Annotated in this window: 14 protein-coding genes; 8 read left to right on the forward strand and 6 right to left on the reverse strand. The window is 64.6% G+C overall.

Going from position 1 to position 20,186, the window contains the following annotated elements:
* Window positions 1-173 precede the first annotated feature (173 nt).
* Window positions 174-3,056 (forward strand): ATP-binding protein, encoded by a 2,883-nt coding sequence (locus AC0L3P_RS32065; protein WP_473308197.1) that lies wholly within the window; start codon window positions 174-176, stop codon window positions 3,054-3,056.
* Between the two features lie 51 nt (window positions 3,057-3,107).
* Here AC0L3P_RS32065 and AC0L3P_RS32070 read toward each other — a convergent pair whose 3' ends face one another.
* From AC0L3P_RS32070 to AC0L3P_RS32085, 4 genes are all read right to left on the reverse strand, one after another.
* A complete protein-coding gene (locus AC0L3P_RS32070; RefSeq protein ID WP_354210560.1) occupies window positions 3,108-4,064 on the reverse strand; it encodes an alpha/beta fold hydrolase in 957 nt (318 codons plus the stop codon).
* Between the two features lie 87 nt (window positions 4,065-4,151).
* The gene (locus tag AC0L3P_RS32075) at window positions 4,152-4,853 is read right to left on the reverse strand and encodes a type 1 glutamine amidotransferase domain-containing protein (protein WP_473308199.1); all 702 of its coding nucleotides are present in this window, start codon (window positions 4,851-4,853) and stop codon (window positions 4,152-4,154) included.
* Between the two features lie 179 nt (window positions 4,854-5,032).
* A complete protein-coding gene (locus tag AC0L3P_RS32080; protein WP_473308201.1) occupies window positions 5,033-5,740 on the reverse strand; it encodes a hypothetical protein in 708 nt (235 codons plus the stop codon).
* Between the two features lie 118 nt (window positions 5,741-5,858).
* Entirely contained in the window at window positions 5,859-8,702 is a 2,844-nt protein-coding gene (locus tag AC0L3P_RS32085) for an ATP-binding protein (RefSeq protein WP_473308203.1), read from the reverse strand.
* 335 nt (window positions 8,703-9,037) lie between these two features.
* On the opposite strand from AC0L3P_RS32085, the gene AC0L3P_RS32090 reads away from it, so the two are divergent.
* The 6 genes from AC0L3P_RS32090 (at window position 9,038) to msrA (ending at window position 14,239) form a co-directional block, all read left to right on the forward strand.
* The gene (locus AC0L3P_RS32090; protein WP_473308205.1) at window positions 9,038-9,709 is read left to right on the forward strand and encodes a sensor histidine kinase; all 672 of its coding nucleotides are present in this window, start codon (window positions 9,038-9,040) and stop codon (window positions 9,707-9,709) included.
* Between the two features lie 33 nt (window positions 9,710-9,742).
* Window positions 9,743-10,468, forward strand: coding sequence for a VOC family protein (locus AC0L3P_RS32095; RefSeq protein WP_473308207.1), 726 nt, complete (start codon window positions 9,743-9,745; stop codon window positions 10,466-10,468).
* 264 nt (window positions 10,469-10,732) lie between these two features.
* Window positions 10,733-12,046, forward strand: coding sequence for an epoxide hydrolase family protein (locus tag AC0L3P_RS32100; RefSeq protein WP_473308209.1), 1,314 nt, complete (start codon window positions 10,733-10,735; stop codon window positions 12,044-12,046).
* Between the two features lie 63 nt (window positions 12,047-12,109).
* Window positions 12,110-12,958, forward strand: coding sequence for an enoyl-CoA hydratase/isomerase family protein (locus AC0L3P_RS32105; protein WP_354065478.1), 849 nt, complete (start codon window positions 12,110-12,112; stop codon window positions 12,956-12,958).
* Window positions 12,959-13,128: 170 nt separating this feature from the next.
* Window positions 13,129-13,551 carry an OsmC family protein gene (locus AC0L3P_RS32110; RefSeq protein ID WP_275173283.1) on the forward strand — a complete coding sequence of 141 codons (423 nt, stop codon included), beginning with the start codon at window positions 13,129-13,131 and terminating at the stop codon, window positions 13,549-13,551.
* Between the two features lie 172 nt (window positions 13,552-13,723).
* Window positions 13,724-14,239: a peptide-methionine (S)-S-oxide reductase MsrA gene (gene msrA / locus AC0L3P_RS32115; RefSeq protein ID WP_275173282.1), complete on the forward strand. Its 516-nt coding sequence runs from the start codon at window positions 13,724-13,726 to the stop codon at window positions 14,237-14,239.
* A 16-nt stretch (window positions 14,240-14,255) separates the two neighbouring features.
* On the opposite strand, the gene AC0L3P_RS32120 is transcribed toward msrA, so the two are convergent.
* Entirely contained in the window at window positions 14,256-17,096 is a 2,841-nt protein-coding gene (locus tag AC0L3P_RS32120; protein WP_473308214.1) for an ATP-binding protein, read from the reverse strand.
* A 287-nt stretch (window positions 17,097-17,383) separates the two neighbouring features.
* Between AC0L3P_RS32120 and AC0L3P_RS32125 the strand changes: the two genes are divergently transcribed.
* Window positions 17,384-18,373, forward strand: a complete 990-nt coding sequence (locus AC0L3P_RS32125) for a Bug family tripartite tricarboxylate transporter substrate binding protein (RefSeq protein ID WP_473308216.1) — start codon at window positions 17,384-17,386, stop codon at window positions 18,371-18,373.
* A 6-nt stretch (window positions 18,374-18,379) separates the two neighbouring features.
* Here the strand turns inward: AC0L3P_RS32125 and AC0L3P_RS32130 are convergent, their stop codons facing one another.
* The gene (locus tag AC0L3P_RS32130) at window positions 18,380-19,510 is read right to left on the reverse strand and encodes an MFS transporter (RefSeq protein WP_473308218.1); all 1,131 of its coding nucleotides are present in this window, start codon (window positions 19,508-19,510) and stop codon (window positions 18,380-18,382) included.
* Between the last annotated feature and the right edge of the window lie 676 nt (window positions 19,511-20,186).

Raw genomic sequence — 20,186 nt, forward strand, 5'->3', positions numbered from 1 at the left:
CAAATCTTATCAGATATTTGCGCCTCCCCGACCCGACTCGGGAGAGCGCAGAACATCCCGTGGAGATCGATGCGGCGGTGTGAGTTCTGTGCAGTGCCCTCGCTGGACCTCGCACCAGTGCCGGGTATAGTCGCGCCGCATTTCCATGGATCAGCTGTCAGGATGAGTCAGAAGTGACCGAGCTCTCGACGGGACACGGCCCCCGCGGCAGCAACGCCGCGACGATTCCAGCTTTCGATGCCGTCGCGTTCGGGCCCTTTTCGCTTCGGTCGCGGCTGCTGGAGAAGGATGGCTTGCCGGTCAGGCTCGGCAGCCGCGCGACGGATATCCTGCGCCTGCTGGTCAGTCGCGCCGGCGAAGTGGTCCCGAAGGACGAAATTCTCGGCTATGCGTGGTCCGGACTTTCCGTCGAGGAGGTCAGCCTGCGCGTCCATGTCGCGGAGCTGCGCAAGGTGCTCGGCGACGGAAAGGATGGGGCACGTTACATCACCACCATTCCGGGGCGGGGCTATTGCTTCGTCGCGCCCGTGCGGCGTGGCGAGCGCGCGGAGTTGCCTGCGCCGGCGTCGCGTGCGCCTGGAAGCGCCGCGCCGCCACCGTCGCTGCCGCGCCGATTGGACCGGATGGTCGGGCGGGATGACGCCGTGGCCGAGTTGGCGGCCCGCTTGCTCCGCGATCGCTTCGTCACGCTGCGAGGGCCGGGCGGCATCGGCAAGACCACCGTTGCGACCGCGCTCGCGCACGAGATGTGCGATAGCTTCGACGGCAACGTCCATTTTCTCGAATTCGGTCCGCTCAAGGACGCGGCCCTGGTCGCGAGCACGGTCGCCGCCGCGTTGGGCCTCGTCGTGCACCACGATGACCCCTCGGCCAGCATCGTCAATTTCCTGCGTGGCCGCCGGCTGCTTCTCGTGCTCGACAGCTGCGAGCACGTCGTCGAGGAGGTCGCGCGCCTTGCAGAAAACATCTACCGGGAGGCGCCCGGCATCGTCATCCTCGCAACCAGCCGCGAGTCGCTGCTGGTGGAAGGCGAGCAGATTTTCGAGCTCGTTTCGCTCCCTGGGCCACCGCAGGACACCCGCCTCAGTGCCGGCGAGGTGCTGGCTTATCCCGCTGTGCGCTTGTTCGTCGATCGCGCCGTCGCGGCCGGGCATCGCGACGGCATCACCGACGACGATGCCGAGGTCCTAGCCCGGATTTGCGGCAAGCTCGATGGCATCGCGCTGGCGATCGAGCTGGCTGCCGCACGTGTCGGTCTCTATGGACTGCGCGAGATGGCTGCGCTGCTCGACAATCGGCTGCAGCTCGAATGGCGCGGGCGGCGAACGGCGCCGCCGCGGCAGCAGACGCTCGGCGCTACGCTCGACTGGAGTTTCGGTCTGATCGGCGAGAACGAGCGGATCGTATTTCAGCGCCTCGCCGTCTTCGCAGGTCACTTCACGTTGAAGGGCGCGATAGCTGTCGCGGCCGGCGCGGAGATGCCGGAGGATCGCGTCGTCGAGGCGCTGGAGCAACTCGTGGTGAAGTCGCTGGTTTCCACCCAGCCGGACGGCGCATCGCGGCGCTATCGCCTGCTCGACGCAACGCGCGCCTATGCCCTGCAGAAGCTGGCCGGCGGCGGACAGCTGGCCCAGGTCGCGCACCGTCACGCTCTCTATGTTCAATGCACGCTCGAAGCGGGCATGAAGGATAAGGAGGGCAGCGATCATGCGTTACGTTTGCAGGAACGCGCGAGCCTGCTCGCCGATGCCCGCGCTGCGCTGCAATGGGTTTATGCCAACGACGAAGGCGCCGGCTTGCGCGCGCCGCTCGCCGGCAGCTGTACAAGGCTGTTCGTCGAACTCAATTTGCTGAACGAGGCGCGCATCTGGTCCGATCGCGCACTCGCAATGCTCGACGAGGCCGACCGGGGTGGCGCATGGGAGCTCGAACTTCGGTCGACGCTCGGTCACGCCTTCATGTTCACCGAGCGCAACAGCGAGCAGGCGGAAGCGGCGCTCAAGCGCGGGCTGGAAATAGCGGAAGCGCTTTCCGATCACGCCAACACATTCAGGCTGTTGTCCCGGCTCAACATGTTCTACCGCCGAACCGGTCGATATCGGCATCTGGTGCCGACTGCGCTTTACGCCGAGCGGATTGCCGGCGTCATCGGCGATACCGCGGGCATCGCCGGGAGCAAAGCGCTGCTCGGCGTGTCATATCACCTCGCGGGAGACCAGGCCGAGGCGCAAGCCCATCTCGACCAGGGCCTGCGCGACGATGCTGCGCTCCGTGGGACCCAACCCGGGCATTTCGCCTATTCACGCACACCGCAGATTCCGCTCGCACGCGTGCTGTGGCTGCGCGGTTTTCCCGATCGCGCGCTTGAATGCATCCGGCCGCTTGTCGGCGCTTCAGCGCCGCATGACGTGGTCATGCATTGTATCGCATTATGCTGGTCCGCTTCGGTGTTCGGCTGGCTCGGCGACTGGTCGTCAGTCGAGGCCATGACCGATCGCCTGGCCGCGCATGCGAGCATGCACGGGCTCGTGCCCTACGAAGCCGTCGCGGCGGGCTTTCGGGCGCAGAGCATGATCGCTCGGGGCGAGGTCGCCGGCGGCGTCGAGCTGATGCGGAGCGGGCTTCCACGCCTGCACGCCGATCGCTACGAACTCTACGCCTCCGCGTTCGCCGCGGATCTGTCTCGGGGCCTGGTCAGCTTGGGACAATTGACGGAGGGCATTCAGGTTCTTCACGAAACCGTTCTGCGGGTCGAGCAGGAAGGCGGCGCCTTCGACATGCCCGAGCTGCTCCGCCTGCGCGGAGAGCTGGAGGCCCATGGCGGCAATCTCGACGCGGCCGAGGCGGATCTTGTCGCCTCGATCTCGCTCGCCGAACAGCAGGGCGCGTTATCCTGGCGGCTGCGGGCCGAGATGTCGCTGGCGCGCCTTCGAATCCGGCAGCGTGTGCAAGATCCGCTCGAACAGCTCGCCCAAACCTATGCCCGGTTCTCCGAAGGATTCGAGACCGCCGACCTCATTGCAGCACGGCGCATGCTGAACGAGCCGGCGGCCTGACCACGTCGACACGACCGTGCCCTTCTCGCTGCTGAGCGCGTCCATCAGCGCTCAACCCTTGTGTCCACCCAGCCGCCCCAGGAAGTCGCGGACAAGCGAAGCGATTTCGTCGGTGGCTTCATCCAGCGCGAAGTGGCCGGCCTCGAGGATGTGAACCTCGGCATCCGGCACATCGTCGCGATAGGCCGTGGCGCCTGCGACGGTGAAGGACGGATCGTATTTGCCCCAGACCACAAGGGTCGGTGGCCGCGTCTGGCGCAACCAAGCCTGCCAGTTTGGATAGGAAGCGACGTTGGTGCGGTAATCCAGGAACAGCGTGGTCTGAATCTCGGCCTGGCCGGGACGCGTCAGGAACGCGTATTCGTCGATCCAGGTGTGGGGATCGTAGCGCTCGGGACGCGGGCTCGAGCCGAGATGCCGCTGACGCGTCGCCTCCAGGGACGTGAAATTAGCCTTGAGCGCCTCGATCTCATGTGCCGGATCGGCCCAGTATTTCCTGCGCGCATTCCAGAGAGGGCTCAGCCCCTGCTCGTGCGAAACCGCGTTCTGGATGATGATGGCGCGCACGCGTTCGGGATGCGCCAGCGCCATGCGGAAGCCGACAGGACCTCCATAGTCCTGCATGAACAAGACGTAGTCGGTAAGGCCGAGCTTCGTTGTGAGCTCGCCGATTACGGCGGCGAGGTTGTCGAATGTATAGGTGAAATCGGACGGCGGCGGCGCGCTGCTGCTGCCGAAGCCGGGATAGTCCGGCGCGATCAGATGATATTTGTCGGCGAGCAGCGGCATCAGCGGCTCCCACATCCGCGACGACGATGGAAACCCGTGGAGCAGCAGCACCGTTGGAGCGTCGGTGGGTCCAGCCTCGCGGTAGAAGATCTCGAGGCCGCGGATGTCGACCTTGTGATAGCTGATCGAGCGCCGGCTCGATCGCAGGTCCTGCGCCGAGGCCTGCACGGCCGCGCAGGCCAAAGCGGCCGAGAGGGCAAGTGCGGCTGGAATGTTCATGTCATCGCTCCGATCCGGCATGTGGGGTGAAGATCTACGCCGAGAGGCACCATCGCGGGCGCCTCTCGCACTGTGCGCATCCGAGCTTTACGAAGCGCGTGCCAGCGGCTTGCCCTTTAGGGCGGCCAGCAGGGCCTGCGCGGCCGGACCCGAGGAGTGCGGGTTCTGGCCCGTGATCAAGAGGCCGTCGGTGACGACGTGAACGCCCCAGTTTGCCGTTTTCGAGAAGACGGCGCCGAGCTTCAGCATTTCGTCTTCGACCAGGAAAGGCACCACTTTGGTGAGGCCGACGTCCTCCTCTTCTCCGTTGGTGAAACCGGTCACCTCCTTGCCCTGGACCAGTGGCTTGCCGTCGGGCGTCTTGACGTGGCGCAGCGCACCAGTCGAGTGGCAGACGACGGCGACTGTCTTGCCGGCGGCAAGGAAGGATTCGATGAGCTTGATCGAGTCCTTGTCCTCGGCGAGGTCCCACATCGGGCCGTGACCGCCTGGATAGAAGACGGTGTCGAAGTCTTTCTGGTTGACGCTGTCGAGGCGAACCGTCTTGTCGAGCTGAGCTTCCGCGGCTGCGTCGGCCTCGAAGCGCAGCGTTAGGTCGGTGCGGAATTCGAGCTCGTTGCTCTTGGGGTCGAGCGGGGGACGGCCGCCCTTTGGCGAGGCGAGGGTGATCTCGGCCCCGGAATCCCTAAAGACAAAATAGGGGGCGGCGAGCTCCTCGAGCCAGAAGCCCGTCTTGCGCCCGGTGTTGCCGAGCTGGTCGTGCGAGGTGATGACCATCAATATTTTCATGACCGTTCTCCTTGAGTGCGTTTACTGCGATGACGCACTCCATTGCGGTGGAGATGCGCCGATCTCGTCCGAGCACGTCACGTCGTTCGTTGCTCGCGATCCCAATCTGCACTCAAGGCCGGCTGTTGGCTCGTTATGTATTGTTAGGCGTTGAGAGCACGGAGATGTCGCGCGTGCCGCTACTCGAAGACGGCGTCAAAGATCTCGACGTCCATCAGCACGGGCTTGGCGACCACGGTTCCGTCGGGCCGCAGCGTCTGCGCGCGTCGGAGCGTCGGCACCACGATGCCGCCGAAGCTGTCATGGGCCCAGGAGTAATGCGCGACCTTGATCCCGAACAGATCGTGATCGGTCCGCCGTTGCAACGCGTTGTCGTCGAAATAGAAGATCTGCTCGGGCGCGAGCGTGATCAGGCCCGGCGGGAACTGCGCCCGCAACCGCCGCCATGACTCGTTGTTCTCCTGCCACGGTGGCAGTTCCTCCACCACGACATCTGGATGAGCGAGCAGGAATGGATTGGTCAGATAATTCCAGATCGCGACGCCGCAGAAGAAGACGAGATGCAGTTCGTCCACCAGCGTGGGCGAACCGGCCTCGGTGAACGCGAGGCTTGGATTGCGCCAGGTCCGCAGGATCTCACCCTCGAGGCTTTCGATCGTGATCGCGTCCGGCTGAAAAGAGCCGGAGTGTTCGCCTCCGGTGATGCCGGTGAAGCGGACCGACTGGGTGCGGGTCGAACCCTCCGCCGTCACGTCCTTGAACTCGCTGGCATGTCCGGTGCTGGAGAACAGCGTTCCGGCGACGGAGAGGTGAAGCGTGAACCGGCTCAAGCTATTCCAGCGGGCCATTCCGCCGCTGGCATCAATTACATCGTCAAGAAGCGCCATGTCCCGCCAAATCCACCATGAAGTGCCACCACCATGGCGGGGCGGATGCGGCTTGGCGTGTTAGAATTTGTTAGGAGTTGCGAGCGGATATCCTCGCAGTATCCCATTGAAGATACTCTCAATTCAGCGCCGTAAGGAGCTCCCTGGCGGCGACGAGATCACGAGTCTGGAGGCCTTCCTGGTACCGCGAGACAAGGGGGGCGAGCAGGGCGCGTGCATCTCCGGCCTTTCCGGCCTGGCGCCAGACCCGGCCGAGACTGATTGCCCCCCGCAGCTCCCAGCCGAGCGCGCATTGGCGGCGTGACAGATCGAGCGAGTCCCGGAAACAGCTTTCGGCCTCCGCGGCATTGCCCGACCGCGCGAGGATGTCGCCCTTGACCCTGAGCATCTCGGGCATGTCGAAGGATTCGCTATGAGCGGGGATCTCCGCGATGGCACCATTGATGGTCTGCAAGGCTTCGTCGGCCAGGTTCTGCGCCACGAGTCCCTCCGCGAGCGCGGTCGCAAATACCGTCGTCATGATCCGGTGTCGCGTCGCGTACAGCGTGGCCTGGCTGCGGCGGAGGTGCTCGATGCCGGCGGCGACGTCGCCGCGGCGAAGCAGCAGCTCACCCTTCTGGCCGATGCCGACCGCGTGATAGGGCCCGAGGAAGTGCCGCGCGGAATGATCGATCAGCCGCTCGATGAGGATTTCCGCATTGGCCAAGTCGCCGACCCAGAGGAACACGTAGATGGTCCAGATCAAGGAAATACCGAGAGTGAGCGGTTGCTCGAGCAGCTCGGCTTCGCGAACGGTGTATCTGGACGCCTCGATCGCACGATCGGGCCGGCCGGTGAGCCAAAGACCGCGTGCCAGCGCCACCAGTGCGACGATGCGGTCGTCATAGCCGAGATGCCCGATATTCAGCCGCTGCGAGCCGGGATTATGCAACATCGCGCTCTCGCAGAGCTGCACCGCCTTCTCCTGGTTGCCGATCAAATGATGAGCGACGCCCAGCATCCACTCGACGTTCAACGTGCTGGCGGGATCGTTCAGCTTCCGCGCGACGCTCTCGCCCTGTTCGCCGGTCCCGAGTGCACCGTGAAAATCCCCGACCCTGGTCAGGTAGATGTGTAATCCGCGCAGCAGCCAGAGCTGCCAGTGCAGATCCTGGAGCTCCCGGGCAAGCCGGAGACTGCGCGTGAATGCCGAACGGACCGCTTCGGTATTGCCCTGCGTGAACATCGCGGAGACGCCGAGCGCGGCCTGCAAGATCATTTCATTGCGGCCATCCACCGCGCTCGCATCGGGGGACGCCAGCGCCTGCTGGGTCCAGTGGTAGCATTCCGTCAGCAATGTCAGCTCGAGAAAGAATTGCGCCGCTGACGCCGCCAGATCCACGCCGATCATTCGGTCCCCGCCGTCTGAAAAGCTCCAGGTCAGCGCGGCCCGAACATTGGGCAGGTGGTCGGCATAGGGAAGGAAGCCGTCGGCGCTCTGCATACCCGTGGATTGGAGCGCGATGTCGCGCAGGAAATCGCGAAAATATTCGGCGTGGGCGCGTGCGACGCGGTCAGCTTCGCCGTTCTCGACGAGCTTGTCCGCGACAAAGGCGCGTGTGGTGTCGAGCAGGCGATAGCGCAGCCGCCGCTCCGCAGGCGAGGTCGCGATCAGCGATTTGGAAAGCAGATTGGAGATCGCCTCGGCGGCTTCTGCTTCGCCGATGCCCTGACAGGACGAGACCGCAAGCGCGGCTTCCAGCGTGAACGGCCCGACGAACGCCGACAATCCGCGCAGCGTTGCGCTTTCGGTCGCCGGCAGCAAATCATAGCTCCAGGCGAGCGCCGCACTCAGGGTGTGGTGCCGCGGGACAGCGGTGCGCCGCCCGCGCCAGAGCAGTGAGAAACGGCTGTCGAGCAGCGAGGCGGTCCCGGCAATGCCGTAGGCGTTCACACGCCCGGCCGCGAGCTCGATCGCGAGCGCGATGCCGTCCAGCCGACGGCAGATATCGGCCACGAGCGGCGCATCCTCTTCGCTGAGCTCGAACTCGCTCAGGCTCTCTGCAATGCGTTCCACGAAGAGCTGAGTTGCGGGATAGGCAAGGATGTCGGCGATGCCGAGTCCGTCGCGCTGTGGCGGGCAATCCAGCGGAAACAGCCGATGGACACGCTCACCCTCGGCGCGGAAGGATTCGCGGCTGGTGGCGAGAATATGCAGCCCGCCTGCTTCCCGGACGATACGCTCCGCCAGAGGGGCGAGATCGTCGAGGATGTGCTCGCAACTGTCGAAGACCAACAGCATCCGCCGGCTGCGCAGGAACGTCAGCAACCCCGGCATCGGATCGTCGGAATTGACTGTCAGGCCCAGCGCGGCCGCAATCGTTCCCGCAACGAGCCGGGTCTCCCTGAGTGCGCCGAAATCGACAAAACACACCTGGCCGTCGAAAGCCTGGAGCTCGCCATGGGCCACGGCCAGTGCGACCGAGGTCTTGCCGATCCCGCCGGGGCCGACGATCGTGACGAAGCGATGCAAGGCAAGCTCGGCGGAAATTTTCGCGACCGCATCGTCCCGCCCGATCATCTTCGAAAGCGGCGAGGGCAGCGAGCGCGCCGCAGCAACGGGCACGCTGGTCCGGTTCTCCGATGGGGCAGCCCGGAGCAGCGCGGCCGTGAAGCAATAACCCCGTCCGGGGACGTTGACGACGTAGCGGGAGCCTTCGCCCGGATCGCCCAAGGCCTTGCGCAGTGTCGTGATGTGAAAGCGCAGGCTGCCTTCGTCCACATTCACGTCGGCCCAGACCCGCCGGATCAACTCACGCTTGTCCACGACCTCGCCGGCGCGCTCGGCGAGAAAAACGAGAATGTCGAGCGCACGGCCGCCGAGGTGAACCGGGGCGCCGTCCTTCTCGAGCAGCCGCGTCTTTGCGAACAGCCGGAATGGCCCGAAAGCAATGGCCGAATCCTGGTCGTTAGTGTCCGGCACGGGCCAATCATTCCAGTGAAAGAGCTGAACTCTGCACTTTGATCTACCAGAAGGGAACCCTGAGTAAACTGGTCGAAAGTGGCGAAATCGCGTGGAGGGTGCCGGCAACTGGCCGCTCGCGCGCGACGATCCGTCGCAAATTGTACTCAAACGCGAGCATCTTGCGAAGCGATCGGGACAACCCCGGCAGCGTGGCTGACCGCCCGCTCACACTTCGGAGTCCGGTCGTCGTACCCTCATCATAACAGAATCTTGCAACGTCTAACGAGCAATGCGCGCGAACTGCATCCAGTATCCGTTCCGAGTTTGACGCTAATTTCAACGGGGAGGCTACGATGTCCGGTATCAATGCTCGGCCGAATGACGACGTCGTTCGATCTCAATTTGTGGCCAGTCTTGACGATCAGTCGCGTGACTGGGAGCTGGTGCTGCGGGAATCCCACCATCGGATGAAGAACACGCTGACGATACTGGGTGCGTCAGTCCGCCGCGACTTCACCCGGACGGGCACCAGGGACGTGTCGCTCGCAGCGGACCGGCTCGAGCGGCGCATCGTCGCCTTCGGCAGGCTCTATCAACTGTTATCCGACAATGACGACCATACGGCGATCCCGGTGGCGGCCTTCTTCGAAAACCTGTGCGGAGCGATTTCCGAGGCCGTGCTGGAGCCGGCGGGCATCCGCTGCGAGGCGGCGATCGAAAGCGGCACGCTGCCGGCGTCGCAATGCCATCGGCTTGCGCTGATGCTGACGGAGCTGGTGACGAATGCGGCCAAGCACGCCTTCCCAAACAGGAATGATGCGCTGATCCGCATCGAGATGGCCAATCGTGATGGCGCCTGGTTCTGCACAGTGGCCGACAACGGGATCGGCGCTACCGGGCCGCTTCAGGGCACCGGCAGCCGGATTCTCGAAGGACTCGCACGCAGCATTCACGCCCGGCTGCAGGGCGAGGCGGGAGAAGACGGCACACGTGTAACGATCGTGATGCCGATCGCAGCTGTTTGAAGCTCGTCTTAGATCCAACCCAGGGAGTTCGACATGGCCACTACCGAAATCGACCGCGACGCCGCGGCCAAGCCTTCCAACAAGTCTTCTGATAAATTTGCGAACAAGCTTTCAACATCGCCTAGCGTTGATCAGAGGCTCGAGGTGATCGTGATCCCCGTGTCCGATGTCGATCGCGCCAAGGCCTTCTACGCGCGCCTCGGTTGGCGACTGGACGCCGATTTTGCCTCTGGCGATGACTGGCGCGTAATCCAGTTCACGCCGCCGGGCTCGGCCTGCTCGGTGATCTTCGGCAGGAACGTGACCGCGGCAGCGCCGGGCTCGGCGCGAGGCTTGTACCTGATCGTCTCCGATCTGGAGGCGGCGCGAACGGATCTGATCGACCGCGGCATCGAGGTCAGCGCTCCATTCCACGGTGCCGGCGATGTTCACGCCGGGACCGACGAGCCTTATCTCTCCGGCAGCGTTCGGGTGAGCGGTGCTGACCCGAAGCGCGGCAGCTACGGCTCATATGCCTCGTTCAGCGATCCTGACGGCAATGGCTGGCTGTTCCAGGAGGTCACGTCGCGATTGCCGGGACGGATCGCGGGCGACGGCACGACATTCGCTTCGCAGGCTGCGCTGGCCGCAGCACTGCGCCGCGCGGCGGTGGCACATGGCGAGCACGAAAAGCAGACCGGCGGGCACGATGAGAACTGGGCCGATTGGTACGCCGATTATATCGTCCGCGAGCAGGCGGGCCAGCCGCTGCCATCCTGAGCCGGACAGCACGGATTCTTCGACTGATGCAAGCCGACGCGGCGCGCGATGACTGAGTTCATCGCGCGCCGTGTTGCTTTGGCGGCGCGCATCGCGGATCGCCGATCGCTCTGCTCGTTCTCGCGCGGCTCGCAACGGCTAACGCGGTCTAACAACCCATAACGAGTAAATTGCCTGGGCCTGCGCCAATCTCTCTGCATGACGAACCGAGGCGTTGATGTCGAATTCGATCAGCGCCACCGACCAAAGTCAGGGAGATCGATCATGACCACGCAAGCACGTACCGACATTCTCAATCCAGACCGCCGTCAACTGTTGACCCAGGCCGCGATGACCGCAGTTGCCGCAAGCGTATCGAGCCTGCTGCCGCTGCATTCCGCGAAGGCGGGCGTGAGCGGGGCGGTTCGCCCGTTCCACATCAGCGTGCCCGAGCAGGATCTGCTTGATCTTCGTCGCCGTCTCGCGGCGACGCGCTGGCCGGATCGTGAGATCGTTGCCGATCAATCGCAAGGCGTGCAACTGACGACGGTGCAGCAGCTCATGCGTTACTGGCAGAACGACTACGACTGGCGCAAGATGGAGGCGCGGCTGAATGCCTTGCCGCAATTCGTCACGGACATCGACGACGTCGACATCCACTTCATTCACGTCCGCTCCAGGCACGAGAATGCATTGCCGATGATCGTCACGCATGGCTGGCCCGGTTCGATTATCGAGCAAATGAAGATCGTCGGCCCGCTTACCGACCCCACCGCACACGGCGCGACGGCGGCGGGCGCCTTCGATCTCGTGATCCCCTCGTTGCCCGGTCACGGTTTTTCGGGCAAGCCGACGGAATTGGGCTGGGATCCCCAGCGCGTCGCGCGTGCCTGGATCGTGCTGATGAAGCGGCTCGGCTACAACCGCTATGTCGCGCAAGGCGGCGATTGGGGCAATGCCGTGACGGAGCAGATGGCGGTGATCGCGCCGCCCGAGCTGCTCGGGATCCATACCAACATGCCGGCGACCGTTCCGGACGACATCGCCAAGGCGCTTCAGCCCGGCGGATCGCGGCCGTCGAACCTCTCGACCGACGAGCGCTACGCTTACGATCAGCTCGATGATTTCTACAAGCACGGTCTCGGCTACGCGATCGAGATGTCCAACCGGCCGCAGACGCTTTACGGCCTGGTGGATTCGCCGGCGGGCCTCGCGTCCTGGATGCTCGACCATGATGCGCGCAGCACCGCGATGATCGCTCGGGTGTTCGACGGCAAGACGGAAGGGCTGTCGCGGGACGACGTGATCGACAACATCGCGCTCTACTGGCTCACCAACACCGCGGTGTCGTCGGCGCGGCTGTACTGGGAGAACAAGCTGGTGTTCTTCGAGCCCAAGCACATCAAGATCCCGGTCGCCGTCAGCGTTTTCCCGGACGAGATCTACGCCGCGCCGCGCAGCTGGACCGAGAAGGCCTATCCGAAGCTGATGCACTACAACCGTCTGGACAAGGGCGGCCATTTCGCGGCCTGGGAGCAGCCTGCGTTGTTCTGCGCGGAAATGCGCACCGCTTTTCGACCGCTGCGTCAGTCGATCTGAGACCTGCGAGGACGCGCACTTCCGCGCGTTCCCTTCTTTCCCCACAAACCAGGAATGCAAATCATGAACCGCCCCGAACGCACATTCACGACCGACCAAATCCGCGTGGAACGTCGGCTGCCGTCGTATTGGCGTGTCACCTTCGACATGCCTCCCGTCAATATCTTCGGCCCCAAGCAGCTTCCGCTTCTCGACGACGTCGTCACGGCGATCGAGACCGATCCTGAGGTGAAGGTCGTGGTGTTCGACAGTGCCGTCGAAGGCTTCTTCATCACGCATTACGACTTCCTCGCGCCGCTGGAGGTTTCGCTTCGGATCCCGCCCGGGCCAACCGGCCTGCAGGCGCTGCCCGACATGCTGGTGCGTCTCAGCCGCGCGCCGGTCGTTTCGATTGCCTCGATCAGGGGCCGCGCGACCGGTGTCGGCAGCGAACTGGCGCTCGCGAGCGATATGCGCTTTGCCAGCCGCGAAAAGGCGATTCTGTCGCAATGGGAGGTCGGTGCGGGCCTGGTGCCCGGCGGCGGGCCGATGGCGCGGTTGCCGCGCCTGATGGGCCGCGGCCGCGCGCTCGAAGTTCTGCTCGGCGCCGACGACATTCACGGCGATCTCGCCGAACGTTACGGCTATGTGAACCGGTCGTTGCCCGATGCAGAGCTCGACGGCTTCGTCGAGGCGCTCGCCATGCGCATCGCGTCTTTCGACAAGGAGGCGATTGCCGAGACCAAGCGCCTCGTCGACGTCGCAAGCCTGCCGCCGGATATCGAGATCAAGCCGGAATGGGACGCGTTCCTGGCCTCGCTCGGCCGCCCCGCGAGCCAGACCCGCATCAAGGCGCTGATGTCGCGCGGCTTCCACCGCGCCGGTGACGTCGAGAACCGGCTTGGCTTCCACGTCGGACAGATCGGTAGCTAGCGCGTTTTCGATCGAAGTGGATACCGGTTCGCGTGAAAAAACGCGTCAAAGCAAGAATGACGGAACCGCTGCGGCGTTCGGCCGGTTGGAACGGCGACAGGCGGTCGTGCCAATGTCGCTTTCGTCCGGTACCGAGCGCCGGTGCTAAAAAATCAACCAGGAGAATTGAGATGATCCGCAAGGCAACAGCAGTCTGGAAGGGCACCGGACGTGATGGCACCGGTCAACTGTCGAGCGAATCCGGCGTGCTCGCCGCGACGCCTTATTCCTTCAAGACCCGCTTCGAGAACGAGAAGGGGACCAATCCCGAGGAGTTGATCGCGGCGGCCCATGCCGGCTGCTTCACCATGGCGCTGGCCTTCGGCCTGCAGCTCGCCGGCTTCACGCCGGACGAGCTGTCGACGGAAGCCGCGGTCAGCCTCGAGCCCGAAGGCAAAGGCTTCAAGATCAGCAAATCGGCGCTGACCTTGCGTGCCAAGGTGCCGAACCTCGACGACGCCGGTTTCGCCAGGATCGCGGGCGAGGCCGAGAAGAACTGCCCGGTGTCCAAGGTGCTCAACGCCGAGATCACGCTTGACGCCAAGCTGATCTAGGGCGGGCTTAATTTATGTCCATCTGGTTCTGGTTGGGAAAGCTGAGGTCGTCGAAGCTTTGGCCTCCACGACAGGAACCGGATGGACAAATGCCCGGCTTTCGGCTGGGCCGCCATAAGCATAGAATGCGACGGATGCAGAACGGACAGCCGGATCAATTGGGAGTGGAGATATGACAACGGAACGCGCAATTCTGGCCGGAGGCTGCTTCTGGGGCATGCAGGATCTGATCCGCAGGCAGCCGGGCGTGGTTTCCACCCGCGTCGGCTACACCGGCGGCGCGGTGAAGAATGCCACCTACCGCAATCATGAAGGTCATGCCGAAGCGATCGAGATCACCTTCGATCCCGCCAAGACCAGCTTTCGGACCATGCTGGAGTTCTTCTTCCAGATCCACGATCCGACCACGCTCAACCGCCAGGGCAATGATTTGGGTACGAGCTATCGCTCGGCGATCTTCTATACGAGCGATGAACAGAAGCGGGTCGCAAAGGATACGATTGCAGACGTCGAGGCGTCCGGTCTCTGGCCTGGCAAGGTCGTGACCGAGGTCGCGCCCGCGGGCGAATTCTGGGAAGCCGAGCCGGAGCATCAGGATTATCTCGAACGTTATCCGGACGGGTACACCTGCCACTTCATCCGCCCCGACTGGAAACTGCCGCGGCGCGGGGCTGCAGCGGCAGGCTAGGCTAGTTAGCGCGCGTTCAGGTTCGCAATTGCGCGACCAGGTCGCGGGCGACGCGCATATCGGCGAAGTCTGAGCCCTCGGCAAACGCCCCGGAGACATGATCGAGAACCGCCAGAGCCTCCGCGCTCTGGCCAGCCCCGATCATCAACCGTGCCAGGCTGACTGCGCTTCGCAGCTCCCAGAAGCGCGCGCCTTGCTGGCCGGCAATGGCCATGGCCTCGCGAAAACGCGCCTCGGCATCCTCTGAATGCCGGGCGCTCCTGAGCATCAACTCTCCCTTGATGCGGATCAACTCCGGCAGATACCAGAGCTCCTGCCGGTCGTTGCAGCGGGTCAGGACATCCTCGATCGCGTCGAGGCCGCGATCAACCTTGTCGGCCTCTCCGGAACACGCGGCGAGCTCGCCGAGCAGGGGCAGAAAACGCGGCAGGAAGCGCGCATCGCCGGCGCGATTGAGCTCCTCGCGTAGCAGCGGCAGGCCGGTCGTGACGTCCCCGCGCTTGACCATGACTGCGGCGTTGAAGGCGCGTGCCCACAGGCCCCACAGCCGGATCGCGTGGCGTTCGGTGTGTTCGAGCAGCTCGGCGCCGTGACGCTCCGCGGCGTCGAAATCGCCGGACCAGAAGGCGATCGGACAGGCGGCCTGTCCGAGCACGCTGCAGAAGGTCAGCGCGTGGCCATTGGCCCGGCCTTCCTCGATGTTCCTGGCCGTGAGGGCCTGAGCCTGATCGGCCAGGCCCTGAAGCCACAGGATGCGAGCCCGAAAATATTGGGTCGAGATTCTCAGATCGAGCGGGAAGATCTTCGGCTTCTCCGCCAGCACATGCAGCGATGCATTGACCCGGTCAATGCGCAGCCGCGCCTCGTTCTGGTCCCCGAGATAGTGCAGCGCCACGGCCATCAGCCGGTCGCCCAGCATGACATCGGTCTTGTCGGGCGAGTTCGCGGCTGCATTCGCAAAGCGATCGGCGAGCGCACGAGCTTTGCCGAACTGCCCGTTGTTGAACTGGTCGATGCACAAGCCCCAGAGCGCCCGCAGCCTAAAATCCTTGTCCTCGAGCCTGTCAGCAAGCTCCAGGGTGGTCTCGAGGATCGGTCGCGCCTCGCGCGCGCGGCCCTCGCCATACATCAGCGACCATCCGAGCGCCGACAGAAGCTGCATCCGGATGCGGTCGTCGTCGGCGGTGTCTCCGAGCGCCGCGAGCGCCGTTCTGCTGCGCTCACGGCATTCCGCGAACAGCGAAAGACGCACCCATAGCGTGACCGCGGCCGCCGTCAGCGCGATACCGAGTGTCGCCTCGCCGTCGGGCCCGAACGCCCAGTCCAACGCCGCACGCACATTGTCCAGCTCTGCGCCATAGATGCTCAGCCATTCCGGCAGCGGCGTCGAAATATCCGCCTCCGCGCGCTCGAACAAATCGCGAAAATGCGCGGCATGACGCCGCGCGAACTGCCTGGCTTCGCCGAGCTCGTTGAGTTTTCCGTATGCATAGGTCCGCGTGGTGTCGAGCAGCCGATAGCGCAGCGTCCGCGAGCCGGACGGCGAAATCAGCGATTTGGTCACCAGGCTGTCGATCGCTTCGAGAGTCTCGGACGCGTTGAGGCCGTCACCGGACGCGATCGCCGCAGCCGCCTCCGGCGCGAAAGGCCCGGCAAAGACCGACAGGCGTCGCAGCGTGGCGCTCTCTGCGGCAGGCAGAAGGTCGTAGCTCCAGTCGAGAGCCGCGGCGAGCGTCTGGTGCCGTGGCACGGCGGTGCGCCGGCCGCGCCATTGCAGCGAAAAGCGGCTGTCGAGCAGAGATGCCGTGCCGGCGATGCCGTAAGCATTGACGCGGCCCGCCGCGAGCTCGATCGCCAGCGCGATGCCGTCGAGACGTCGGCAGATGCTCGCGACGAGCGGCGCCTCTTCCGCGCTGAGCTGGAACGGGCCCGAGCTCTGCGCAATGCGCTCCACAAAGAGTTGAGCTGCGGGGTAGGCAAGGACCTCGTCGACAGCAAGCCCTTCGCGCTCGGGCGGACAATCCAGCGGGAACAGCCGAAAAATCCGCTCCCCTTCGCTGCGGAACGACTCGCGGCTGGTTGCGAGAACACGAAGCTGCGGCGCCTCGCGAACGATGCGCTCGACGAGCGGCGCCAAATGATCCAGCACATGTTCGCAACTGTCGAAGATCAGCAGGGCCGGGCCGGTCTTCAGAAGCGTCAGCAGAGCCGGCGTCGGATCCTCTGCGCTGATGGTCAGTCCGAGCGCCGAAGCAATCGTGGTCGCGATGTGACTGGCATCCCTCAGCGGACCGAAATCGACGAAGAAGACTCGCCCGCCGAAATCCTGGGACCGGCGATGCCCGACGGTGACGGCGACCGAGGTCTTGCCGATGCCGCCCGGGCCGACGACGGTCATGAAGCGATAGAGCGAAAGTCCGTTCGAAATCTTCTCGATGACATCTTCCCGGCCGACCATCCTGGTGAGCTGAGCGGGCAGGGAGCGGGGAGGGGCGGCTTCAGCCGGGAGCGGGGCGGCCGGCGGAGCCGCTTGAGCGAACGAGGCGACAAAGCAATAGCCGCGGCCGGGCACGTTGACGACGTAGCGGGCCGACTTGCCGGTGTCGCCGAGCGCCTTGCGCAGCGCCGCGACATGGAAGCGCAGGCTGCCCTCGTCGACATTGACGCCAGCCCAGATGCGCTTGACCAGCTCTCTCTTGTCGACGACTTCTCCGGGGCGTCCGGCAAGGAAGATGAGAATGTCGAGAGCGCGGCCGCCGACGTGAAGCGGCGAGCCCTCCTTCTCCAAGAGTCGGGACTTCGGAAACAGTCGAAATGGCCCAAAGGAAATGGCCGAGTCTTCGCTACGATCTGGCACGCGCCATCGCCCCCTCGAAGGGAGTCAAAAGGTATTACTTTTTGGTCTACCAGAACGAGGCGTACAGTAAACTGGCCGAAAGCAGTGGGCAGGGTTGGCAGCCCTGCGTGGACGAATGGCTCGCCGAAATAATGCTTGAAAAATAACGTGTTAGGCCGACGTGACGATGCGATGACGCCGGGCTTCATCCGGATGGAGCATTGACTGTGACGCCGGATTGCTGCGATGGCATGGTCCGGGAGCCGGTCCCGCCACCACATTGACTGCCGACTTCCGGAATTTCCAGCATGACCTCTTTCACGCGGCGACAATTCGTGCACGCGTTGACAAGCGCAGCGGCGCTCGCCGCGCTTCCCCATAGCGGACAAGCCGCCGATTATCCGTCTCGTCCCATTCGCTTGGTGATTCCCTATGGAGCCGGCGGATCGGGTGACCAGATCGCGCGCCCCTGGGTGGACAGGATGCCGTCGCTGCTGGGGCCGACCTTCGTCGAATATATCGGTGGCGCGGGCGGCGCCATCGGGACCGCGGCGGTCGCGCGCGAGGAGCCCGACGGCTATTCGCTGCTGCTCGGCAACGGCAGCACGCAGGTCATCATTCCCATGACGTCGGCGAATCCCGGATATTCCGTTGGCGATTTCCGCGCCATCTACCGCCTGATCAACAGCGCGCTGGTTTTCGCCATCAATCCTTCGGTGCCGGCCGCAAACCTGCGCGAGTTGATCACCTATGCGAAAGCCAATCCGGGAAAGCTGTCCTATGGCACGCCGGGGATCGCCACCGGAAACCATCTGGTCGGCGAAGCCTTCAAGCAGCAGGCCGGGGCGCTGGACATCGTCCACGTGCCCTATCGAGGCATCGCGCAGGCGACCAACGACCTCGTCAGCGGCCAGATATCGCTCGTCATTGCCGTCATGTCCGTTCAATTGCAGCAGCTGGCTCAAGCCGGGAAAGTCAGGCTGCTTGCGGTCACCACCGAAACGCGGCTGAGCGGCGCGCCGGAGATCCCGACCGCCGTCGAATCCGGCATGCCCGGCATCCGGTATGAGGGATGGTTCGGTCTGTTCGCACCCAAGGACACTGACGATGCGATCATCGATCGGGTCGCGCAGGCGACGCGGCTCGCCATGGCCGATACGGCGCTTCTGGCGAGCTATCGCGCCCAGGGCATGGAGCCGGACAACGATTCAGGCCCGGACAAATTCCAGCGCATCGTCGAGGCCACATCCGCAAGCCTCGCGCCCCTGATCAAATCGATCGGGCTGAGCAATTTGTGAGGCCGCTCAGCCGTCGGCGCGCCGCGCCGACAGCGTGACGAGGCCCATCAGCACAGCCAGGAGCCAGAACGCCATCGGCAATCCACCAAGACGTGCGACGAAGCCGACACCGGCGGGGCCGACGAGAACGCCGGCGTAGCCGGCGGTCGTGATCGCCGCGACGGCGAGCCCCCTGGGCATCACCGTCTGCCTCGCCGCCCGGCGGAACAGCACCGGCACGAGGTTCGATGCGCCGAGGCCGATCAGCAGAAAGCCGGCTACGGCGACCGCCACGACGGGAGCGGTGAGCAGGACCACGAAACCCGCGATCGCAATCAGGCTGCCCCAGACCAATGTCCTGCGGTCTCCGATGCGTGCGACGACGGCGTCGCCGCCGAGCCGCCCGATCGTCATGGCGACCGAGAACACGATGTAGCCGATCCCGCCTTGCGCTTCGGAAACGAGACCCGCGCCGATGACGAGCAACGCGCCCCAATCGAGCATCGCGCCTTCGACGAGGAAGGTGATGGCGCAAAGCAGCGCGAGCAGGAGCACGGCGCCATGCGGCAACACGAACAACGGCCCCTCCTGTACCTGCACGGAGCGAAGCAGCCGCGGCCAGGCTGCCAGCGTCGCGATCAGCATCAGGACGGAGCAGATCAGTGTGCAGGCGAGCGCACCGAGTTGCAGCGAGAGCAGTGCGGTCACGAGCGCGGCCCCGGCGAAGCCGCCGATGCTGAACAGCGCGTGGAAGCCGGACATCAGCGGACGTCCCGCGGCGCGCTCCACCTCAACCGCGTGGATGTTCATGGCGACGTCGATGGAGCCAAGCGCGGCGCCAAATGCGAGCAGTGCCAGCGCCAGCGTCATGGGCGAGCTCGCGATTGTCAGCAGAGGCAGGACTAGGGCAAGACCGAGCCCGCCCGCAATGATGATCGGCTTGCTGCCATAGCGCGCGCTCAGCACGCCGGTCAGAACCATCGCGACGACCGAGCCGATGCCGAGGCTGAGCAGGAGCAGTCCGAGGATGCCGTCGTCGACGGCGAGCCGCGCCTTCGCGAACGGCACCAGCGGTGCCCAGCACGCGATGCCGAAGCCCGCGACGAGGAAGGCAAGCCTGGTCGCAAGGCGTGTCGCCGGCTTGTCGGCAGAAGACATGGGAACTCCGGGAGGGGGAATCAGGGGCAGGGGCAATCGACAAGCCGCGCAATTGTCGCGTCTTTATGTCCGCGGCAGACTCGGATTGTCGCAGGCGGCCCGTGGGTGGCCGCAAGCGGACACACAGGCCTTTTGGCTCGTCACCGGCATCTCGGCGGCGCCGGTGGGCTGCGCCGTCAGACGAAACACCCTGACAGCCCGACCTGCGCCGGTGTCAAGCCGTGCGCGCAAAAATATTCCACTTTACCGAAATTCGGTTTTGTCGTATGTGTCGGCCATCCCGGCTCATCCTTGAGGGGCGATCTCGTTGTCGTCTTGATTGCGAGCCGGGTTGCGATGGACGCGGCAGCGTCGGCATGAGAGGTGCGGGCAGGGCGGGTAGTCCCTGTGAGCCCGTGGCCACGTGCGGACGAGCGGCGCTGTGAAGTTCGTCTCGTCGGTATTTCGATGGCTACGTGCACGATGCCGTCGAACCCTGCGGCGAAATGGCGAATGCGCGTACGGCAAAACCGTGTGGTCCTGGCCGTCGTTGCTACGGTCAAGCTTTCGCGGAGGTGTGTGCGAGCCCAACCGGGCAGACAGCATCATCCAATTCGCGAGGCGAGGGAGGCCAGAAGGAAAGTTCGGCTCCCGGGAGAGCACGGCATAAGCCGTCCAACCATCGCGCAGGGAAGGC

The organism is Bradyrhizobium sp. WSM4874 (assembly GCF_055811835.1).